Consider the following 17,967-nt stretch of genomic DNA (forward strand, 5'->3'; position numbering starts at 1 on the left):
ACGTGACCTGTTTTGAAGCGACTGCGCTTGGTGATACTGCGTTGAATGGCCACCTGAAAATGCTCACTTACAAGAGTAAGCTCCGCGTTTCAGGCAGCCCTTCGCCTTGTCTGACCTGCGCTCGTTGCGCTTGAAAGTCAGATTTTAAGTTTGGGTTAGAGGTGAAAAAAGCAGATCGTAGACTGAGTGTCACGTGACCTGTTTTGAAGCGACTGCGCTTGGTGATACTGCGTTGAATGGCCACCTGAAAATGCTCACTTACAAGAGTAAGCTCCGCGTTTCAGGCAGCCCTTCGCCTTGTCTGACCTGCGCTCGTTGCGCTTGAAAGTCAGATTTTAAGTTTGGGTTAGAGGTGAAAAAAGCAGATCGTAGACTGAGTGTCACGTGACCTGTTTTGAAGCGACTGCGCTTGGTGATACTGCGTTGAATGGCCACCTGAAAATGCTCACTTACAAGAGTAAGCTCCGCGTTTCAGGCAGCCCTTCGCCTTGTCTGACCTGCGCTCGTTGCGCTTGAAAGTCAGATTTTAAGTTTGGGTTAGAGGCGAAAAAAGCAGATCGTAGACTGAGTGTTACGTGACCTGTTTTGAAGCGACTGCGCTTGAGCATTGGATTAAATGTCGCAAGCGCAATTGCTACAGAGGCGCATTGGCACCTCTGTAGCTGGTCTGACTATTGTTCGCCCGCCAGTTTGCGGTCGTATTGGAAGCGCCAGCGGGTGTAGAGCAGGGCGCTGCAGAACAAGGCGAAGCTGATGATCGTTTCCAGCACGCCGTAAAGCGCTCTTGCCGGGTCGATGGCGGCCAGGATGCCTTGAATAAAATACAGGTTGATGACGAAGCAGAGCCAGGCGTGCGCGCGGGCATTGCCGAGAACCATACCCGGTGCGAGCAGCAGCAACGGTACTAACTGAATGCTCAGCACCACCCAACTGCGTGCGCCATGCAGGTCTGCAAAAGCAAGATTCCACACGGTAATCAAGACCAACAGGGCAATGTAGTTAAACAGGCTTAACGCACGGCTGAACTTGACCCGAGGTTCTAACCATTGCACATCTGGCAATGGCTTTTTTTCTTTAGCCACGTGGCTTCTCCAATTTCTGCGCAGTTTCAGCCAGGCGTAGGCCAAGTGCTCTGCACAGGGTTTTCTCGTGTTCGTCCAGCGAGCGCTTGCCGTCTGCTCCAGCATGATGGCTCGGCCCGTATGGTGTGCCGCCGCCACGGGTTTCAAGTAGGGCTGACTCGCTGTAAGGCAGCCCGGTAATCAGCATGCCGTGGTGCAGCAGTGGCATCATCATCGACAGCAATGTGGTTTCCTGACCACCGTGCAAGCTGGCTGTCGAGGTAAATACGCCAGCGGGTTTACCAACCAGCGAGCCGGTTAACCAGAGATTGCTGGTGCCATCGAGAAAGTATTTCAACGCTGCCGCCATGTTGCCAAAACGCGTTGGGCTGCCGAGGGCCAAACCGCTGCAGTTTTTCAGGTCATCCAAGGTTGCGTACAAGGCTCCCTGTTCTGGAATCTCAGGGGCTGTGGCTTCGCAGTCAGCCGAGACTGCTGGCACAGTTCGCAGGCGTGCTTCAAAACCGGCACTTTCGATGCCGCGGGCAATCTGCTTGGCCATTTCGCTGGTCGCGCCATGGCGGCTGTAATACAGGACCAGAATGTAGGCTGCGCTCACGGCAGGATCTCCAAAACATTTTCAGGCGGGCGTCCAACCACTGCGCGATCGCCTGCAATCAGAATCGGTCGTTCAATCAGCTTGGGGTGAGCAACCATCGCGGCGATCAGTTGCGCTTCGCTCAGCTCTGGTGCGGCCAGATTTAGCGTCTTGTAGTCATCTTCACCGGTGCGCAACAGGGCGCGTGCGGCGATTCCAAGTTTGCCCAGTACCGCGCTTAGCTGCTCGGCAGTTGGCGGTGTGTCGAGGTAACGGACGATCTCAGGCGTCAGGCCACGGTCTTCGAGAAGCTGCAATGCAGCGCGTGATTTTGAACAGCGCGGGTTGTGGTACAGGATTAAATCGGTCATGTGCGGTTCGCATCTTGCGTCAGGTGGCGACTATTCTAACCGCGTCGAGCGGTGATGTGCGCAGCGCAATGTGCAGTAAAACCTTGCTTTCAGTTGTCGATTAAGGGCACAACTGTTCCATATTAAGGAAAACAGCGTGGCTGTACCGCGACTCGCTAAGGAGAAGGCATGTTTCTACGGTTCAGAGAGTGGTTCGAGTTTTGGCGGTTTCTGTTTCAGCGTTTTTTCGCTGATAAGGGTGCCAGCAATGCCGCAGCCCTGACTTACACCACGCTGTTTGCCGTGGTGCCGATGATGACCGTCACCTTTACCATGCTTTCGGCGATTCCTGCATTTCAGGGCACCGATGAGCAAATTCAGAACTTCGTGTTTCGCAATTTTGTGCCATCCGCTGGCGAGACCGTTCAGGAATACTTGCGAAACTTCACTGTTCAAGCACGTCAGTTGACTTGGATTGGGGTAATTATTTTGGCGGTGACCGCATTTCTGATGCTGGTAACCATCGAAAAAACCTTCAACACCATCTGGCGTGTGCGACAGCCACGGCGCGGTGTGTCGAGCTTCTTATTGTATTGGGCGATCCTCAGTTTGGGACCGATTTTGCTCGGCGCCGGGTTTGCCATCAGTACGTACGTTGCTTCTTTATCACTGATGTCTGGTCCGGATGCGCTTCTCGGGGCGCAAACACTGCTGCGCTTTATGCCGCTTATCTTCAGTGTGGCGGCTTTTACCTTGCTTTACGCGACCGTCCCGAATGCGCGGGTGCCGATCAAGCATGCGCTGCTCGGCGGTCTGTTTACTGCGGTTTTATTTGAAGTGGCCAAGGCGATATTTGGTCTGTATGTGCGCTTTTTTCCCGGCTATCAGCTTATCTACGGGGCGTTTGCCACGGTGCCGCTGTTTTTGTTATGGATTTATTTGTCGTGGTTGATTGTGCTGTTTGGTGCTGAGTTGGTGTGCAACTTGTCGTCATCCTATCAATGGAGGCGCTTGGAAATTCCGCGGATATTACTGGTGATAGCGGTTCTGCGAGTGTTCTATGAGCGACAGCAGTCGGGGTTGAAGGTCCGCTACCGTGACGTTCGCCGCAAGGGCTGGCAGTTGCCTGAGCATGAGTGGGAAGAGGTGTTGGGGTTTCTTGAAAGTCAGCGACTGGTAACCACCAGTGGTGCTGGCGCTTGGGTGGTGGGGCGAGACCTCAATAGTTTTTCTTTGCAACGCTTGATCAGCCAAAGCCCGTGGCCCATGCCGCAAATAGAGCAATTACCGGAAACATTGGATGAACCCTGGTACCCGGCATTTCGTCAGTCGCTTGAGCGTTTTCACGAGCAGCAAGCCAGTTTGTTTGATGGCAGCTTGGCGCACTGGCTGCAGCCTGCAACGACTGACAAATAATGTCAGTTTGCGGCGAACTGCCGCTCAGCCGCAGTTGCATCGATGATCGGGGCACTGCGAGCGGCTGAGATTTAGGTCTGGCATGCTTCTGGCACAGGCTTTAGTTAATGTATGAACAGGACAAATGAATTGGGCACTACAAAAGCACTCAAGCGACTAAAAGATCAGCTGACTACGGAGCTTAGAGCGGGCTATGAGTAAAAAACAGGGCAAGGTCGTAGCGCTGTGCGCGCATGACTCGGATGCAGCGCTTGAGCGACTAAATCGAGTTACCGGTCTGCGCTTTGCGCGCTGGCCAGAATCGCTGGCGCCGCAGATTCAGCCGCGTGCAGAAAGGCCGGAGAAAGTGGTTGCAGAGGTTGTCGGTGTTATCGAGAGTATTTCGGCTTAAGACTTAATCGTTAGGGAGCCTCTGAAAAAGGTAACGAGCGACGAGAGTACAAGGCAAAAAAATGCGAAAAAGCGACCGAGGTCGCGCTCGACTTTACGAGCTGTAAATGAGCATTTTGAGCAGTTTTTTAACGCAGTAATATCTAGCGCAGTAGTTTTGCAGAGGCTTCTTAGGCAAATGCTTGGTGACTTGCACTTTGCTCAAGCTCCGCAGCCTGCACAAACATCTCTTCAACGCTGAGGGTTTGACAGCTTACAGCTGTTCGCAGTTGCAGTTGCATCTCTTCAATCTGCTGCTTGAAAGGCAGGCGTGCAACACCTGACAGCATGATTTTGTGATGGCTGTTGACCTGACCATGATCGACTGCCACTTCACGTCGTTTACCGGCGTCAATGAAGGTAACAAACAACGACGCAGGTAAGTTGGCCAGCCCCGGAACATGCAGCCAGACGGCCACATTGTACTCAGCGATGCGTCCTTCAAAAGCACTCACTTGTTGGCGTGCGCTTTTAACAATTCTAGAGGGAACAGAGCCGATTAACGTGTCGTGAGGCTGAGTCATGTAAGCATCCAAGCAAAATGATGATTAACCAGTCAGCGCAATTATAAACCTCATGAAGTTACATAAACTGTGCGCTCAAGCGAGGTCGCGCGTGATCGGTCTCGCAGATTTAGGTATTCACCGAGGCTTTACTCATTGGCTCAGTGGGTGGCGGCTAACCATCGGAGTGCTCAGGTTGGAAGCTGGTAACAGCAAGGTTTTCTGGCTGTTGACCTTGGCCAATTGCAGCCAAAGACTTTCGCCCTCAACAAACTGGCCAAGTGGTAGCCACAAGCCGTGATGCCAGCCGCTACCGGGCGCCGGGGTGCTTTGCAGTAAGCCAGGATGGGTTTGAGCAACAGGCGCCCGGCGCAGCCAGACTGGCCGTGGCAAGCCTTTCAGGTAGCGCAGCCCAATATGTAAACCCTCCGGGTTCAAGTGGCGCCAACGTACCAAGGCGAGGGTCGGTGTCTCACTGTTGTTGATGATCAGCACTAACTGGCCGACCTGCAGCGTTTGAGCTCGGTCTACGTTGCAAAGTAGGCGGGAGCCGCCTGGGCTGGCATCAATTATTCGTGCTTCGGTGCGAGGCGGGCGTTGGCCCAGTAGCTGGGTGTGGATTGCACCTAGCCCGACGACTAAATCACAGTCCGAAGCATGCTCGGCGCGCTCGTGACGGCGTTGCTGGCGGCCCATCCAATGTTGCTGTACATGGTTGAGTACCTTTGCTTCTGCAGTTGTCTGCAATGGCGCGGGGTCATGCAGCGCAACCAGCAGGGCGCCCAGTTCAAAGCGGCGCAAATACTGAGGATCGCCGGTTACGGGCTGATCAAAACTCAAGCAAGGTTGTGATTCGCTGAGGTCAACAATCGGGCCTTCCGTCTCATCATCATCTTCCCAGGACAACAACCGTGCTAAGCCGGTGAGAGGCGCAAGCGCGCTGAATAGCAGTAGGCACTCACCTTCATGCAGATGAAACGGGTTGCTCAGTGCCAGAATCAGCATCTGTTGATAAACGCCGCGCTGGGTCGGCGCAGGTGCAGGTTTGAATGCTGCAGCTACTGGCTCGTCCAGGCAATTTTGATGCTCACCAATCCAGTACAGCAGGTGGCTGTCACGCCACAGGCTTGGGGGCGGCTCTTGATAGACTTGATAGTGGCGTAATTGGGTCTGGGCCAGGAAGTGCTGCGCCATATACAGGCACCAGGCCAAGTGCGGGCGCGAGGGGCTATGGCCTTGGAGGATTTGCAGTAATAAGCGTTTGAAACCAATTGCCAGTTCGCTGCACAGGTGTATGTACATCACCGGAGGTGGCACTTGGCTTTGCTGGGAAAGCGAGTAGTGGCGATACTCATCGCTGAAGTTTTGCAGCGCACGCTGTCTTTCGAGTAAGGTCATTGTGCTGCGGTTCAGCCGAAACAACATGCTGACTATTTGCTGTAATGCAGGCTCTTGAGGCTCCGCGCGCGCGTTGCTGAAAAGCTCCACCAGCTCGGCCTGTGACGCAGAAGCTTCATCAGTGATGTCCGGCACCTCCAGGCGCAAGGCATCGAGTGTCATATCAACCCTGCCAGCATGAGGATCGAATACATGGGCGCACAACTCCAATGGGTCATTCGTTTAGTTATAGGCGCATTTGCAGTGGTCGTCCTGACAGCATGCTCCGATGCGGTTGGTGTTGACCAGTATGGTCGCAAGGTACCGTCTGAACGGATTGAAGGCCAGTGGTTGGTTATCAATTATTGGGCTGAGTGGTGTGCTCCTTGCCGAACTGAGATTCCGCAGCTTAATGCACTGGATAAAGAGCTGGCCGGTCAAGGTGTAAGTGTTTTGGGGGTGAACTTCGATAACTTACAGGGCGCCGAGTTGGAAAAGGCCAGTAAGGCGCTGGGTATCAGCTTTACCGTACTGGCCAGTGATCCGGCTGAGCGCTTTAAATTACCGCGCAGTGAAGTACTGCCTGTGACTTATATCATTGATAACACCGGGCGTACGCGTGAGCGCTTATTAGGCGAGCAAACCGCAGCGGGCATCACGGCCAAGCTGGCAGAGCTTAAAAGCGAGGGCTAGATCGTTATGAGCAATGAACTCGAAACTAGAGTCAGTCTGCATGGCTATATTCGTGGTCGCGTGCAAGGGGTCAGCTTTCGTCAAACCACAGCCGAGCAGGCTGAGCTGTTGGGTATTGATGGCTGGGTGAGAAACCTGCCTGACGGCCGGGTTGAGGTGATGTGTGAGGGCGACAGGCAAGCGATTGAGCTGATGCGCAAATGGCTTGCACGGGGCCCCAAAAGCGCCAAGGTTGAGGCTGTTGAGCTGACCGAACAAGGGGTTCAGGGTATTGCCGGTTTCATAATTCGCTGAACAGCGTGCTAAGCACTCTTTCTGTCAGCAAGGTGCTGATCACCTGCTCTGCATAAGCTGAGCAGGTGTCGGCAAGCGTATTAAGGGTGGTGTTTAATTGCGACCGGGATCGGCGACCAAGCGTCCAGCATCTTTGGTCAGTGAGCGCAAAAAGGCTTCCTGCAGTTCGGGGTCGTTGCGTGTCAACTCAATCAGGCTTTGCTCAAGCTCGCTGGCTTCCTCTTCGAGGCCCAACTCGGAAAGCCGCTTGACGCGATGTACCCACTGGCGGGTGTCATCGCCTTCAAGATCATCGTAAATGAGTTTGTGCGCTTCGTTGAGCTTACCGCGCAGCGTGCGGCTGACCATCAGGGATGTATCCGCTCTAACTTCGCCGTCCGGGTCCTCAACATGTATTTGCAGGGAACTGACGCGGCTGATGTCTTGTTCGGCAAAAGGGCTGTCGAGCAGATTGATGCGCAGAATGCCGCTGCGATCGGTTGATAACTCATGTTGCTGATCGCCAGCTTTGACTGATACCGGCCGCTCAGACCAGGGCAAGCTTGAATATTCAAGGCGTGCGTCCTGACGTTGTTCGTCAATGCTTGCCAAATTTTGTTGCGAGCGCCCGTTGGATTGCACATTCATAAACGGGTTCAGTCCGGCAAAGCCATAGCTGATCCAGCCTTTGGTGGCCGTATCTGGCAAGCTGCCGAGCAGTACCACATTCAATATGTTTGCACCTACGCCTGCGACCACTGCTACCGCGCCGAGTGGGATCTCGTATAACTCGCGCCACGGCTGGTAGGGTGTGTAGCGGTCGTATTTACGCGTGACTTCGAAGGCGGTGACTTCGAATGTCTTTTGCTCATTTACCCGAACACGGCGTTGCGGCAGTTCCAGCACGCCGGGTTGACCGGCATCTATCTGCAGGCTGTGATCGAGTAATTTGCGCTCAATGCGCTCTTCATGCTCACTGCGTTGAGGGAGTTGGTTGGCGCAGCCGCTCAGAAAAACGGCGCCGCAAAGTGCGGCGCCGCCAAGGCGTAGGGTGCTTCTATTGAACATGATTGCTCTTGCTATTGGCTGAAATCAGCGGCTGATACGTGCTTTGATAAACGACAGGATGTCAGCGGCTGGAACGGCTTGAGCTTCGGTTTCGATCCTGCTCTTGTATTCCAGATTGCCTTCAGCAAGGCCGCGGTCACTGACCACGATGCGATGCGGGATACCTATCAGTTCCATGTCTGCGAATTTGATGCCCGGACTGGTCTTTTTGTCACGGTCATCAAGCAATACTTCGTAACCTGCAGCGGTTAGTTCAGCATACAGCTTGTCGGTTGCTTCGCGAACAACCTCGGTTTCGTAACGCAGCGGCACAAGGGCGATTTGGAACGGCGCGAGAGCGTCATTCCAGATAATCCCGCGCTCGTCTGAGTTCTGCTCAATTGCAGCGGCGACAACGCGTGACACGCCGATGCCGTAGCAGCCCATGCTCAGGGTTACTGGCTTGCCATTTTCACCGAGCACCTGACAGTTCATTGCTTCGCTGTACTTGGTGCCGAGTTGGAAGATGTGACCCACTTCGATGCCGCGCTTGATCACCAGCGTGCCTTTGCCATCTGGGCTTGGGTCGCCTTCGACAACATTGCGCAGGTCTGCGATCTCGGGCAGCGGCATGTCGCGCTCCCAGTTAACGCCAAAGTAGTGCTTCTCTTCGATATTGGCGCCAGCGGCAAAGTCGCTCATCATCGCCACTGAGCGGTCGATAATGCAGGTGATTGGCATATTCACTGGGCCGAGTGAGCCTGGACCTGCGCCAACGGCGCTGCGGATTTCGTCTTCTGTGGCGAAAACCAATGGGTTGGCTACCTGTTCGAGGTTGGCTGCCTTGATTTCGTTGAGTTCGTGGTCGCCACGAATAATCAGGGCGACCAAGGTGCCTTCTTCAGTGCCGTGGGCGATCAGCGTTTTGATGGTTTTTTCAATTGGCAGGTTAAAGCCAGTGATCAAATCGTTGATGGTTTTGGTGTTTGGCGTATCAACCAGGCGCAGCTCTTCACTGGCAGCGCCGCGTTCGGTTTCACGCGGTACAGCTTCGGCTTTTTCGATGTTGGCGGCGTAATCGGATGCATCACTGAACGCGATATCATCTTCGCCAGACTCCGCCAGTACATGGAACTCATGGGAGCCAGTGCCGCCAATCGAGCCGGTGTCGGCCTGCACTGGACGGAAATCAAGGCCCAGGCGGCTGAATACATTGCAGTACGCCTGATGCATGCGGTCGTAGGTTTCTTGCAGGGACTCAGGGCTCGCATGGAAGGAGTAGGCGTCCTTCATGATGAACTCACGACCGCGCATCAAGCCAAAGCGTGGACGAATTTCGTCACGGAACTTGGTCTGGATCTGGTACATGTTGATTGGCAGCTGCTTGTAGCTGTTGAGCTCATTGCGTGCCATATCGGTGATGACTTCTTCGTGCGTCGGGCCTGCGCAAAAATCACGACCATGGCGATCCTTCATGCGCAGCAGTTCTGGGCCGTACTGTTCCCAGCGGCCAGATTCTTGCCAAAGCTCGGCGGGCTGGATGCCAGGCATCAGCACTTCGAGTGCGCCTGCGGCGTCCATTTCCTCACGGACTACGCGTTCAACCTTGCGCAAGGTGCGCAGGCCCATCGGTAGCCAAGTGTAGAGGCCGGAGGCAAGTTTGCGGATCATTCCGGCGCGCAGCATCAACTGATGGCTGACGACAACGGCATCGGATGGGGTTTCTTTTTGTGTGGCGAGCAGGAACTGACTAGTACGCATGGTTGACCGTTCTGTCTGTTGCAAGGGCAATTAATTGACCGGCATTGTACGGTGCCTGCACAGAGACGTATAGGATGCAGCTACGCACAATAAGAGGAGATTAGGATGTCGGGACTAACCGCAGAGCAAGTCCAAGCACTTATCTGGTCTGGATTACCGCAAGCTGAAGAGATGCAGCTGACCATCGACCGGCTTGATTCCGAAGGTGTCCTGGCGCGCGTACCTTTCTGCGCAAGATTGGTGCGCCCCGGCGGCACTATTTCGGGGCCCACTATTATGGCGCTAGCCGATGCGGCGATGTATGCGGTGGTGCTAGGCCGATTAGGCCGAGTTGAAATGGCGGTGACTTCTAACTTGAACATAAACTTTCTGGTCAAACCAAAAGCGGTCGATTTATTAGCGCAGGCAAAAATATTGCGCTTAAGTCGGCGTCAGGCTGTGTGCGAAGTCGCGTTGTATTCAGCAGGTAATGAAGATGAGTTGGTGGCGCATGTGACAGGAACTTATGCGTTACCAATTTGAGACGCCAGTACTTTATATATTGCTAAGCGATATTTAATTAAAGCGATAAAAAAACCCGGCCGAAGCCGGGTTTTTTATCGCTTACAAACTAACCGATGATTACAGCACGTCCAGCGGGTAGTCCATGATCAGACGGAAATCGTTCAAATCACCACCGTAGCTAGCGTAGTTTCGGCTAGAGCGGTAGAAGGCGCTACGTACGCGGAAAGACAGGTCTTTAGCAGCACCGTCTTGAATCACGTATTTGGCTTCAACGTCGATCTCACGCTCTTGAGCGTCCTGGCCGTCATCACCTTCAATGTTGTCACCAACGATGTAGCGGGTCATAAAGCTCAGACCTGGTACACCGTAGGTAGCCATGTTGATGTCGTAACGCGCCTGCCAAGAGGTTTCGTCTTTGCCGTTGAAGTCGGAGTATTGAACCGAGTTCGCCAGATAGACGGTACCACCACCGTCTACGCCGTAGGCGTAGCCAGAATCACCGGTAGAGCGTTGGTGAGCAACAGTGAAGGTGTGTGCGCCGATGTTGTAAGCGGCTGCCAAGCTCCAGATGTCGTTGTCAACTTCACCATAAATTTCGTCGCCATCACCCTTGGTGTGGTAACCGTTCAGGTCAAAGTTGAGGCTCTGCTCTTCAGCGATTGGCAGGTTGTAGTTGACGTTCAGGTAAGTCTTCTTGAAGTAATCTTCAACGTCAGAGTAGTGCACGCCAGCGCTAAGATTATCAGTGAAGCTGTAGTTTGCACCGTAGATATTGGCTGACTTCAAGCCGGTACCGTCGATGGTGTCGCGGCCAGTAGCAACCTGGCTGCTCATCGCTGTGAAGCGACCTGCGCTCAGTTCCAGGCCTTCGATTTCGTTGCTGACCAGGTAAGTACCGGTTGCAGATTCAGGCAGGATACGGCTGTCATCGGTGCTGAACACTGGGCTGCTGACGAACATGTCGCCGTATTTCAGGCCGGTGTTGGAAACGCGGAACTTGATCGCGCCGCCAGCTTGGGATTGAGTTTTTTCGAAGTCGCCATCACTGTCAGCCGAGAACAGACCATTGCCGCCGTGACCGCTGCCACCGTCCAGCTTCAAGCTGCTCAGGGTGAAAGCATCAAAGCCTACACCGATGGTACCTTGAGTAAAGCCCGATTCGAACAGAGTACGCAGGCCCCAGCCAGTTTCTTCGCGATAGCTCTGAGCTTTTGCAGGATTGCCGCTACGGAAGTCACGGTTCATGTACAGAACACGGTTGAAGATGTCGAAGCTGCTGTCTTCAAGAAAGCCGTTAGATTCGGATTGGCTAGAGGCGAAAGCCATTTGAGTGCTACCCGCGGCTACTGCCAGGGCCATTACGCTCCACTTCATCACTTGCATCGTGACTGCTCCTTTGGTTTTTAGAAGAGTTGTGCTGTCCAATTAATTATTGTATGGACGGCTCTTTCTTTTTGTGTCGGCGATAACTTATAACACGCCGCCATTATTGGCGATAGTTGCCACCTGCTTGTTGCTAGTTCTTCTCAGTGATGTCGCAAATACTGATAAAGCATGTCGCAATTTTGTAGGTTTCACTTGTGTACTCGATAACGTCAACGGATCTTGTAATTGTTTACTTATTAAGCTTGGTTTGCGGGTTTGCATCACCGCATTCCGAGCATTGTTGTAGCACCAAGCAAAAGTCGTGCTCAAAACGCAGTCTTTGCAAAATTCCTTGATCATTTGGTCCGCTCTTGTTGGCGGCTGGGCGATCTGGGCCATGTTATAGCTAGTCTTTGCGGGCCTCACAAGCATTTTTTCTTGGAATTTCAATGCTTGAGACGCTGTTTCAATTTTGTATCTTCGCTTTGCCCAGTGTTTGTCTGGGGATTGCCTTAGGCTGCTTTTGAACGGTTATTCATTACCGAAGGGAACAAAGTGGTGCATTCAAATGACTGCTTGGGATTATCTGTGCAATGTCTTGGTGCGCATGCCTCAAGCTCGCTTTCTGCTGTGTTCTTAAGCGTTTATGTGTAGCCGTTCGGCGCGTATCCTTGATGTCTTGGCGGCAGGGTACGGCTGCTTGATTACAATTTTATTACCATCATTGTTGTGAGGTTATTTATGTTTGTGTTGGATTCACGTCTGCACAACGATACGCGGGTTATTGGCGATTTTGCTCTGTGTCGTCTGTTGTTAATGAATGATGCCAACTACCCGTGGTTCATTCTGGTGCCTCGGCGTGAAGGGATGAGCGAGGTGTTTGATCTGGAAGCATCAGACCAGCTTTTGCTTTGGCAAGAGACCGCGCTGTTAGCCGCGTTCTTAAAGGATGAATTTGCCGCGGATAAAATCAATATTGCGACGCTGGGTAACATGGTTTCCCAGCTTCATATGCATGTAGTGGTGCGGCGCACCTCTGATATTGCCTGGCCTGCGCCTGTCTGGGGCAAGGCTCCAGCTCTGGCTTATTCTGAGGCCGAAATCGATAGCCTTCGTCAGCGCCTGCAATCGGCATATCTTGAAGGCTTTAGCGGGGCGCAGGTATGAGTATGGAAATTGAAGGACGGGTTGTTGAGCTCGAGACGCGTCTGGCGTTTCAGGATGACACCATCCAATCGCTTAATGATGTGCTGGTCGAGCAGCAAAAGCGTATCGACCATCTGCAAATGCAGGTGGCGGGGTTGGCTAAGCGTCAGGAAGAGTTAACCGGGCAAATTGAAATTTCTGAGGATGAGGCGCCGCCGCCACACTATTAATTGCTGAAAAAAACCACAAAAAACCCGCTAGATGCGGGTTTTTTGTATTGACCGATTAGCGCCGTGCGGGCGGTGCGGCAATCACATCTTCAGCTTGCAGGCCTTTGTCGCGCTGCATCACTGAGAACTCTACACGCTGGCCTTCGACCAATACGCGGTGGCCTTCACCGCGAATTGCCCGGAAGTGGACAAAAATATCATCGCCGGAGTCGCGGGAAATAAAGCCAAACCCCTTGGATGTATTGAACCACTTGACTGTGCCATTTTCGCGGTTGGCGTCAGTCGGTGTAGAGGTTGACTGACGTGAAGCCAAGCGCAGGTTGATGCACAGGTGTAGCAGTACGCCTGCACCCAACACCAGTAAGCTAAAGAGTATTGCTGGCAGGTTTGCGATGGTTGGCAATGGTGCAAGTAAAACCAGGGCTTGCAGCACGCTTGCAGTTAATAAAAGTACAGAGACCAGATTTTGCAGGTAGCTGCGCTGTCCGGCATGCCAGATCGGCAGTTGTGGTGCGAGGGTGAGGTTAAGGAGGCCAAACAAGGCAAGGCATAGCGCGTCGGCGTGTTGCAGGAATGCCGGGGCGTTATTTGTAAGGCTAGGCACAAAAGATAGAAGCAGGGCTGCTAGGCCCGTTAGTAGGTGGACGATTTTCAACATGTTCAATGAGCTCACTTAATTTAACGAATCGCTAGGAAAACTGGCTGCCTATGCGTTGCCGTAGATGTGAAAGGCGTGGATAGCGTAAGCAGGCAGGCGTGCTAAAAAAGCCAAAAGCGGAGTTGCTAGCACGGAGGCGTATTTAACAGTAAAGGGCAGGGCGACTCAATGCTGCCGGGCTGTTGTCTCGCAGCTTTTGTTGGTGGCAAATAATTTGGGTGGTAATAACAAGGCCCGAACATGTCGGGCCTTGTGGCAATGCCATGTGAAACTTTATTCGGCGGCGAGCAGGCTGCGCAGCATCCAGGCAGTTTTCTCGTGGACTTGCATACGCTGGGTCAGCAGGTCAGCTGTTGGCTCATCGTTAACCTTTTCCAGCAGCGGAAAAATTCCGCGTGCAGTGCGAGTCACAGCTTCCTGGCCTTGAACCAGTAGTTTGATCATGTCCTGGGCGTTGGGAATACCTTCTTCCTCTTTAATAGAGGAAAGGCGAGCGTAAGCCGCGTAGGTGCCCGGTGCTGGGAAGCCAATGGCGCGGATGCGCTCAGCAATATCGTCAACCGCGACTGCCAGTTCGGTGTACTGACCTTCAAACATCAGGTGCAGGGTATTGAACATCGGGCCGGTGACATTCCAGTGAAAATTATGGGTTTTCAGATACAGGGTGTAGGTGTCTGCCAGCAGGCGAGAAAGCCCTTCGGCGATTGCTGCGCGATCCTGTTCGGCGATTCCGATGTTGATTTCCATACCATTTATCCTCTCAGGTTGGGCGTGAGGTGATGTGCCCCGTAATGGGAAAATTTTAGCATCGGCAGTATGGCACTGTGCCGATGCTTGTCTCAATGGGTGTCATTGCTTGAGTCTATTCAGGGCCTTTTGGTTCAATAATTGTCAACTATTGACTGGCAATGGCGCTGGCGATCAGGTCTGTTTGATTGGCTGATCACGGTGAGTGATGCAGTCTGTGATCGAATAGCCGTAGCGGGGCGGCTGCATGTAGCGGCTTAACCATATATAATCTCGCGCTTTGCCGAGATTTATGCCGGTGTTTTGCGCTGCCCAAGCTCAGTGCAGGGCGATTGCCTGTTGTATCTTGTGTGTGATCAACACAAATTAGTGCATACATCTATACGGCCAGATTTGCCTGAAGCTAAATGCTGCAAGTCGTACGCTTGGCGTTCGAACGTGCAGCCATACGAATTCAAGACTCAAGAGAAGCGATTACCATCATGATGCGCAGCCACTATTGCGGCCAGTTGAACGAGAGCCTGGACGGTCAGGAAATTACCCTTTGCGGCTGGGTCCACCGTCGCCGTGACCACGGCGGGGTTATTTTCCTCGATATTCGTGATCGTGAAGGCTTGGCTCAGGTAGTGTTTGACCCTGATCGTGCTGAAACCTTTGCTGTCGCCGACAAAGTGCGCAGCGAATTTGTGGTCAAGATCACCGGTAAGGTGCGTCTGCGTCCAGCTGGTGCAGGCAACTCGAACATGGCCTCTGGCGCAATTGAAGTGCTTGGCTATGAGCTTGAAGTGCTCAATGAAGCCGAAACGCCGCCGTTCCCGCTCAACGAATACTCCGATGTCGGCGAAGAAACGCGCCTGCGCTATCGCTTTATCGACCTGCGTCGCCCAGAAATGGCGGCCAAGCTGAAGCTGCGTTCGAGCATCACCACCAGCATTCGTCGTTATCTCGACGAAAATGGCTTCCTTGATGTTGAAACCCCAATTCTGACCCGCGCCACTCCTGAAGGCGCCCGCGACTACTTGGTGCCTAGCCGTACCCATCCGGGTAGCTTCTTCGCTTTACCGCAGTCGCCGCAGCTGTTCAAGCAGTTGTTGATGGTTGCTGGTTTCGATCGTTACTACCAGATCGCCAAGTGCTTCCGTGACGAAGACTTACGTGCCGATCGCCAGCCGGAATTCACCCAGATCGACATCGAGACCAGCTTCCTCGATGAAAAAGACATCATGGGCATTACCGAGAAGATGGTGCGCCAGCTGTTTAAAGAAGTACTTGACGTCGAGTTTGGCGAGTTCCCGCACATGACCTTTGCCGAAGCCATGCGTCGTTATGGTTCGGACAAACCGGATCTGCGTAACCCAATGGAACTGGTTGATGTTGAAGACCAGCTCAAAGACGTTGAATTCAAGGTGTTCAGCGGCCCGGCCAATGATCCGAAGTGCCGCGTTGCCGCGCTGCGCGTTCCGGGCGGTGCAAGCATGCCGCGCAAGCAGATCGACGACTACACCAAGTTTGTAGGGATCTACGGCGCTCGCGGCTTGGCCTACATCAAGGTCAACGACCGCGCCAGCGGTGTAGAAGGCCTGCAGTCGCCAATCGTGAAAAACATCCCGCTGGACAACCTGAACGTGATCCTTGATCGCGTGGGCGCGGTTGACGGCGATATCGTCTTCTTCGGTGCGGACAAAGCTAAAATCGTCAGCGAGGCGCTGGGTGCGCTGCGCCTGAAGCTTGGCACCGATCTGGATCTGCTGACCTGTGAGTGGGCGCCAATGTGGGTGGTCGACTTCCCAATGTTCGAAGAGAACGACGACGGCAGCTTCAGCGCTCTGCATCACCCGTTCACTGCACCGAAGTGCAGCCCGCAAGAGCTGGAGGCCAATCCGGCCACCGCGCTGTCGCGTGCGTACGACATGGTGCTTAACGGCACTGAGCTGGGTGGCGGTTCGATTCGTATCCACCGCAAGGAAATGCAGCAAGCTGTGTTCCGTCTGCTGGGTATCGAAGCGGCTGAACAGGAAGAGAAGTTTGGCTTCCTGCTCGATGCGCTGAAGTACGGTGCGCCGCCGCATGGTGGCCTGGCATTCGGTCTTGATCGTCTGGTGATGCTGATGACCGGCGCACAGTCGATTCGTGAAGTGATTGCCTTCCCGAAAACCCAAAGTGCTGCCTGCGTGATGACGCAAGCACCGGGTCTGGTCGATAACAAAGCGCTGCGCGAATTGCACATTCGCCTGCGTGAACAGCCAAAGGCTGAGTAATAAGCATTGGGCGCCCGCGTTAAGTGGGCGCCCATAAGTAATAGAAAGCGGAGTTGTTATGGCGGGTCATTCCAAGTGGGCAAACATCAAGCATCGCAAAGGTCGTCAAGACGCCAAGCGCGGCAAGATCTTTACCAAACTTATTCGTGAGCTGACAGTTGCTGCAAGTCAGGGCGGTGGGATTCCGGCGGATAACCCGCGTCTGCGTTTGGCGGTTGATAAAGCCCTGACCGCAAACATGACGCGCGACACCATTGATCGGGCCATTGCTCGTGGTGTGGGTTCGGCGGATGGCGAAAAAGTTGAAGAGCTCAGCTACGAAGGTTACGCGCCGAGTGGCGTGGCAATCATCGTTGAAGCGATGACCGACAACCGCAACCGCACGGCCGCCGAGGTGCGCCATGCGTTCACCAAGTGCGGTGGCAACCTCGGCACCGACGGTTCGGTCGCTTATATGTTCGAGCGTAAAGGGCAAATCAGTTTCGCCCCGGGCCTGGACGAGGAGGCGTTGATGGAAGCGGCTCTTGAAGCGGGCGCAGATGATATCGTCACAAACGATGATGGGTCGATCGACGTGTTTACCGCGTTTGTCGACTTTATCGCGGTGAGTGAAGCTCTGAGTGCGGCAGGTTATAAGGCCGAGGAGTCGGAGGTGGTGATGTTGCCGTCTACCTACTCAGCGCTTGAGGATGTCGATACGGCGCAGAAAGTGCTTAAGTTGATCGATATGCTCGAAGATCTGGACGATGTGCAGAATGTCCATTCAAACGCTGAGATTCCTGACGAGGTCATGGCCCAGTTGGGGTAACGAAAAAGCCGGAGTAAGTTCCGGCTTTTTTAATTGATCGGCGTTTTGCAGTGGTGGGCTGGATGACGCTTTATGCATCCACCATCGGCAGTATCCTGTCTTTGGCTTGTTGGTTGGCAAAATGATGGACAAGCTTCGCGTTGCCGGACCCTGCAGCCCAGACGGCGACTTTTAATTCATCGGTGTGAGAGCCTGCTGTTATGACACTGATTCTAGGGATAGACCCAGGTTCACGGATCACCGGCTACGGCGTGGTACGCGACACCGGGCGCACCTGCGAGTATGTTGCCTCGGGCTGTATTCGCACGGGCAATGGCCCGCTGCCTGAGCGCCTGCAAATTGTGTTTCGTGGCGTGCGCGAGGTGATCGAAACCTATGGCCCGGTAACCATGGGTATTGAGCAGGTGTTTATGGCGCGCAATGCCGACTCGGCGCTTAAGCTGGGGCAGGCTCGTGGCGCGGCGATTGTCGCAGGGGCCGAGGCGGGGCTGGATATAAGTGAATACACTGCAACCCAGGTCAAGCAGGCAATTGCTGGCACGGGTGGCGCGGACAAGGAGCAGGTGCAAATGATGGTCATGCACTTGCTCAAACTGGTAAAAAAGCCACAGATCGACGCTTCAGATGCTTTGGCCATTGCCTTGTGCCATGCCCATCATCGGCAAAGTCTTATTCCCCATGGTCTGGCCGGTGCCAAGCGACGTGGCGGGCGCCTTCGTTTGTAGTTTGAATTTTTTAAGGAT

21 protein-coding genes and 1 pseudogene are annotated in these 17,967 nt (G+C 53.8%); 10 read left to right on the forward strand and 12 right to left on the reverse strand.

Annotated elements, in window-relative coordinates; translation table 11 throughout:
• Window positions 1–671 precede the first annotated feature (671 nt).
• The 3 genes from ACN0UH_RS15950 to arsC are packed head-to-tail and all read right to left on the reverse strand — an operon-like array spanning window position 672 to window position 2,030.
• Window positions 672–1,082, reverse strand: a complete 411-nt coding sequence (locus ACN0UH_RS15950) for a DUF2069 domain-containing protein (RefSeq protein WP_417662983.1) — start codon at window positions 1,080–1,082, stop codon at window positions 672–674.
• Window positions 1,075–1,680: an NAD(P)H:quinone oxidoreductase gene (wrbA, locus tag ACN0UH_RS15955; RefSeq protein WP_417662984.1), complete on the reverse strand. Its 606-nt coding sequence runs from the start codon at window positions 1,678–1,680 to the stop codon at window positions 1,075–1,077. The genes ACN0UH_RS15950 and wrbA overlap by 8 nt, the downstream gene beginning before the upstream one ends.
• On the reverse strand, window positions 1,677–2,030 hold the full coding sequence (gene arsC, locus ACN0UH_RS15960; protein ID WP_417662985.1) for an arsenate reductase (glutaredoxin): 354 nt from the start codon (window positions 2,028–2,030) through the stop codon (window positions 1,677–1,679). Before arsC ends, wrbA begins: the two co-directional genes overlap by 4 nt.
• Before the next feature lie 168 nt (window positions 2,031–2,198).
• On the opposite strand from arsC, the gene ACN0UH_RS15965 reads away from it, so the two are divergent.
• Both ACN0UH_RS15965 and ACN0UH_RS15970 read left to right on the forward strand, forming a co-directional pair.
• Complete coding sequence (locus ACN0UH_RS15965; protein ID WP_417662986.1) at window positions 2,199–3,425, forward strand: virulence factor BrkB family protein; 1,227 nt, start codon at window positions 2,199–2,201, stop codon at window positions 3,423–3,425.
• 193 nt (window positions 3,426–3,618) lie between these two features.
• Window positions 3,619–3,816 carry a hypothetical protein gene (locus ACN0UH_RS15970; protein WP_417662987.1) on the forward strand — a complete coding sequence of 66 codons (198 nt, stop codon included), beginning with the start codon at window positions 3,619–3,621 and terminating at the stop codon, window positions 3,814–3,816.
• Window positions 3,817–3,985: 169 nt separating this feature from the next.
• On the opposite strand, the gene ACN0UH_RS15975 is transcribed toward ACN0UH_RS15970, so the two are convergent.
• The gene (locus tag ACN0UH_RS15975) at window positions 3,986–4,378 is read right to left on the reverse strand and encodes a hypothetical protein (RefSeq protein WP_417662988.1); all 393 of its coding nucleotides are present in this window, start codon (window positions 4,376–4,378) and stop codon (window positions 3,986–3,988) included.
• A gap of 132 nt (window positions 4,379–4,510) precedes the next feature.
• Window positions 4,511–5,917, reverse strand: coding sequence for a PilZ domain-containing protein (locus ACN0UH_RS15980; RefSeq protein WP_417662989.1), 1,407 nt, complete (start codon window positions 5,915–5,917; stop codon window positions 4,511–4,513).
• Window positions 5,918–5,947: 30 nt separating this feature from the next.
• Here ACN0UH_RS15980 and ACN0UH_RS15985 point away from each other — a divergent pair, with 30 nt between their 5' ends.
• Window positions 5,948–6,427 carry a TlpA disulfide reductase family protein gene (locus ACN0UH_RS15985; protein WP_417662990.1) on the forward strand — a complete coding sequence of 160 codons (480 nt, stop codon included), beginning with the start codon at window positions 5,948–5,950 and terminating at the stop codon, window positions 6,425–6,427.
• Between the two features lie 6 nt (window positions 6,428–6,433).
• Window positions 6,434–6,721 (forward strand): acylphosphatase, encoded by a 288-nt coding sequence (locus ACN0UH_RS15990; RefSeq protein ID WP_417662991.1) that lies wholly within the window; start codon window positions 6,434–6,436, stop codon window positions 6,719–6,721.
• A 93-nt stretch (window positions 6,722–6,814) separates the two neighbouring features.
• Here ACN0UH_RS15990 and ACN0UH_RS15995 read toward each other — a convergent pair whose 3' ends face one another.
• Complete coding sequence (locus ACN0UH_RS15995) at window positions 6,815–7,768, reverse strand: hypothetical protein (RefSeq protein WP_417662992.1); 954 nt, start codon at window positions 7,766–7,768, stop codon at window positions 6,815–6,817.
• Window positions 7,769–7,792: 24 nt separating this feature from the next.
• Window positions 7,793–9,508, reverse strand: a complete 1,716-nt coding sequence (locus ACN0UH_RS16000) for a proline--tRNA ligase (protein WP_417662993.1) — start codon at window positions 9,506–9,508, stop codon at window positions 7,793–7,795.
• A gap of 105 nt (window positions 9,509–9,613) precedes the next feature.
• On the opposite strand from ACN0UH_RS16000, the gene ACN0UH_RS16005 reads away from it, so the two are divergent.
• The gene (locus ACN0UH_RS16005) at window positions 9,614–10,030 is read left to right on the forward strand and encodes a PaaI family thioesterase (RefSeq protein WP_417662994.1); all 417 of its coding nucleotides are present in this window, start codon (window positions 9,614–9,616) and stop codon (window positions 10,028–10,030) included.
• A gap of 99 nt (window positions 10,031–10,129) precedes the next feature.
• Here the strand turns inward: ACN0UH_RS16005 and ACN0UH_RS16010 are convergent, their stop codons facing one another.
• Together ACN0UH_RS16010 and ACN0UH_RS16015 are read right to left on the reverse strand one after the other, a co-directional pair.
• Complete coding sequence (locus ACN0UH_RS16010) at window positions 10,130–11,395, reverse strand: OprD family porin (RefSeq protein WP_417662995.1); 1,266 nt, start codon at window positions 11,393–11,395, stop codon at window positions 10,130–10,132.
• Between the two features lie 87 nt (window positions 11,396–11,482).
• Window positions 11,483–11,776 (reverse strand): hypothetical protein, encoded by a 294-nt coding sequence (locus tag ACN0UH_RS16015; protein ID WP_417662996.1) that lies wholly within the window; start codon window positions 11,774–11,776, stop codon window positions 11,483–11,485.
• A gap of 342 nt (window positions 11,777–12,118) precedes the next feature.
• Between ACN0UH_RS16015 and ACN0UH_RS16020 the strand changes: the two genes are divergently transcribed.
• On the forward strand, window positions 12,119–12,544 hold the full coding sequence (locus ACN0UH_RS16020; protein WP_417662997.1) for an HIT domain-containing protein: 426 nt from the start codon (window positions 12,119–12,121) through the stop codon (window positions 12,542–12,544).
• Between the two features lie 2 nt (window positions 12,545–12,546).
• Window positions 12,547–12,753 carry a SlyX family protein gene (locus ACN0UH_RS16025; RefSeq protein WP_417663085.1) on the forward strand — a complete coding sequence of 69 codons (207 nt, stop codon included), beginning with the start codon at window positions 12,547–12,549 and terminating at the stop codon, window positions 12,751–12,753.
• A gap of 55 nt (window positions 12,754–12,808) precedes the next feature.
• Here ACN0UH_RS16025 and ACN0UH_RS16030 read toward each other — a convergent pair whose 3' ends face one another.
• From ACN0UH_RS16030 to ACN0UH_RS16040, 3 genes and pseudogenes are all read right to left on the reverse strand, one after another.
• Window positions 12,809–13,066, reverse strand: coding sequence for a cold-shock protein (locus ACN0UH_RS16030; protein WP_417663086.1), 258 nt, complete (start codon window positions 13,064–13,066; stop codon window positions 12,809–12,811).
• 24 nt (window positions 13,067–13,090) lie between these two features.
• Window positions 13,091–13,411: pseudogene (locus ACN0UH_RS16035) on the reverse strand (cold shock domain-containing protein membrane protein); the annotation flags it as partial.
• A 273-nt stretch (window positions 13,412–13,684) separates the two neighbouring features.
• Window positions 13,685–14,158 carry a Dps family protein gene (locus tag ACN0UH_RS16040; protein WP_417662998.1) on the reverse strand — a complete coding sequence of 158 codons (474 nt, stop codon included), beginning with the start codon at window positions 14,156–14,158 and terminating at the stop codon, window positions 13,685–13,687.
• A 482-nt stretch (window positions 14,159–14,640) separates the two neighbouring features.
• Here ACN0UH_RS16040 and aspS point away from each other — a divergent pair, with 482 nt between their 5' ends.
• From aspS to ruvC, 3 genes are all read left to right on the forward strand, one after another.
• Window positions 14,641–16,416 (forward strand): aspartate--tRNA ligase, encoded by a 1,776-nt coding sequence (aspS, locus tag ACN0UH_RS16045; RefSeq protein WP_417663087.1) that lies wholly within the window; start codon window positions 14,641–14,643, stop codon window positions 16,414–16,416.
• Window positions 16,417–16,474: 58 nt separating this feature from the next.
• A complete protein-coding gene (locus tag ACN0UH_RS16050; RefSeq protein ID WP_087516220.1) occupies window positions 16,475–17,224 on the forward strand; it encodes a YebC/PmpR family DNA-binding transcriptional regulator in 750 nt (249 codons plus the stop codon).
• 200 nt (window positions 17,225–17,424) lie between these two features.
• Window positions 17,425–17,949, forward strand: a complete 525-nt coding sequence (gene ruvC, locus ACN0UH_RS16055) for a crossover junction endodeoxyribonuclease RuvC (RefSeq protein ID WP_417662999.1) — start codon at window positions 17,425–17,427, stop codon at window positions 17,947–17,949.
• The last annotated feature ends 18 nt before the right edge of the window (window positions 17,950–17,967 follow it).

The sequence above is a fragment of the Pseudomonas sp. genome (genome assembly GCF_048265905.1).
Lineage (GTDB): Bacteria > Pseudomonadota > Gammaproteobacteria > Pseudomonadales > Pseudomonadaceae > Aquipseudomonas.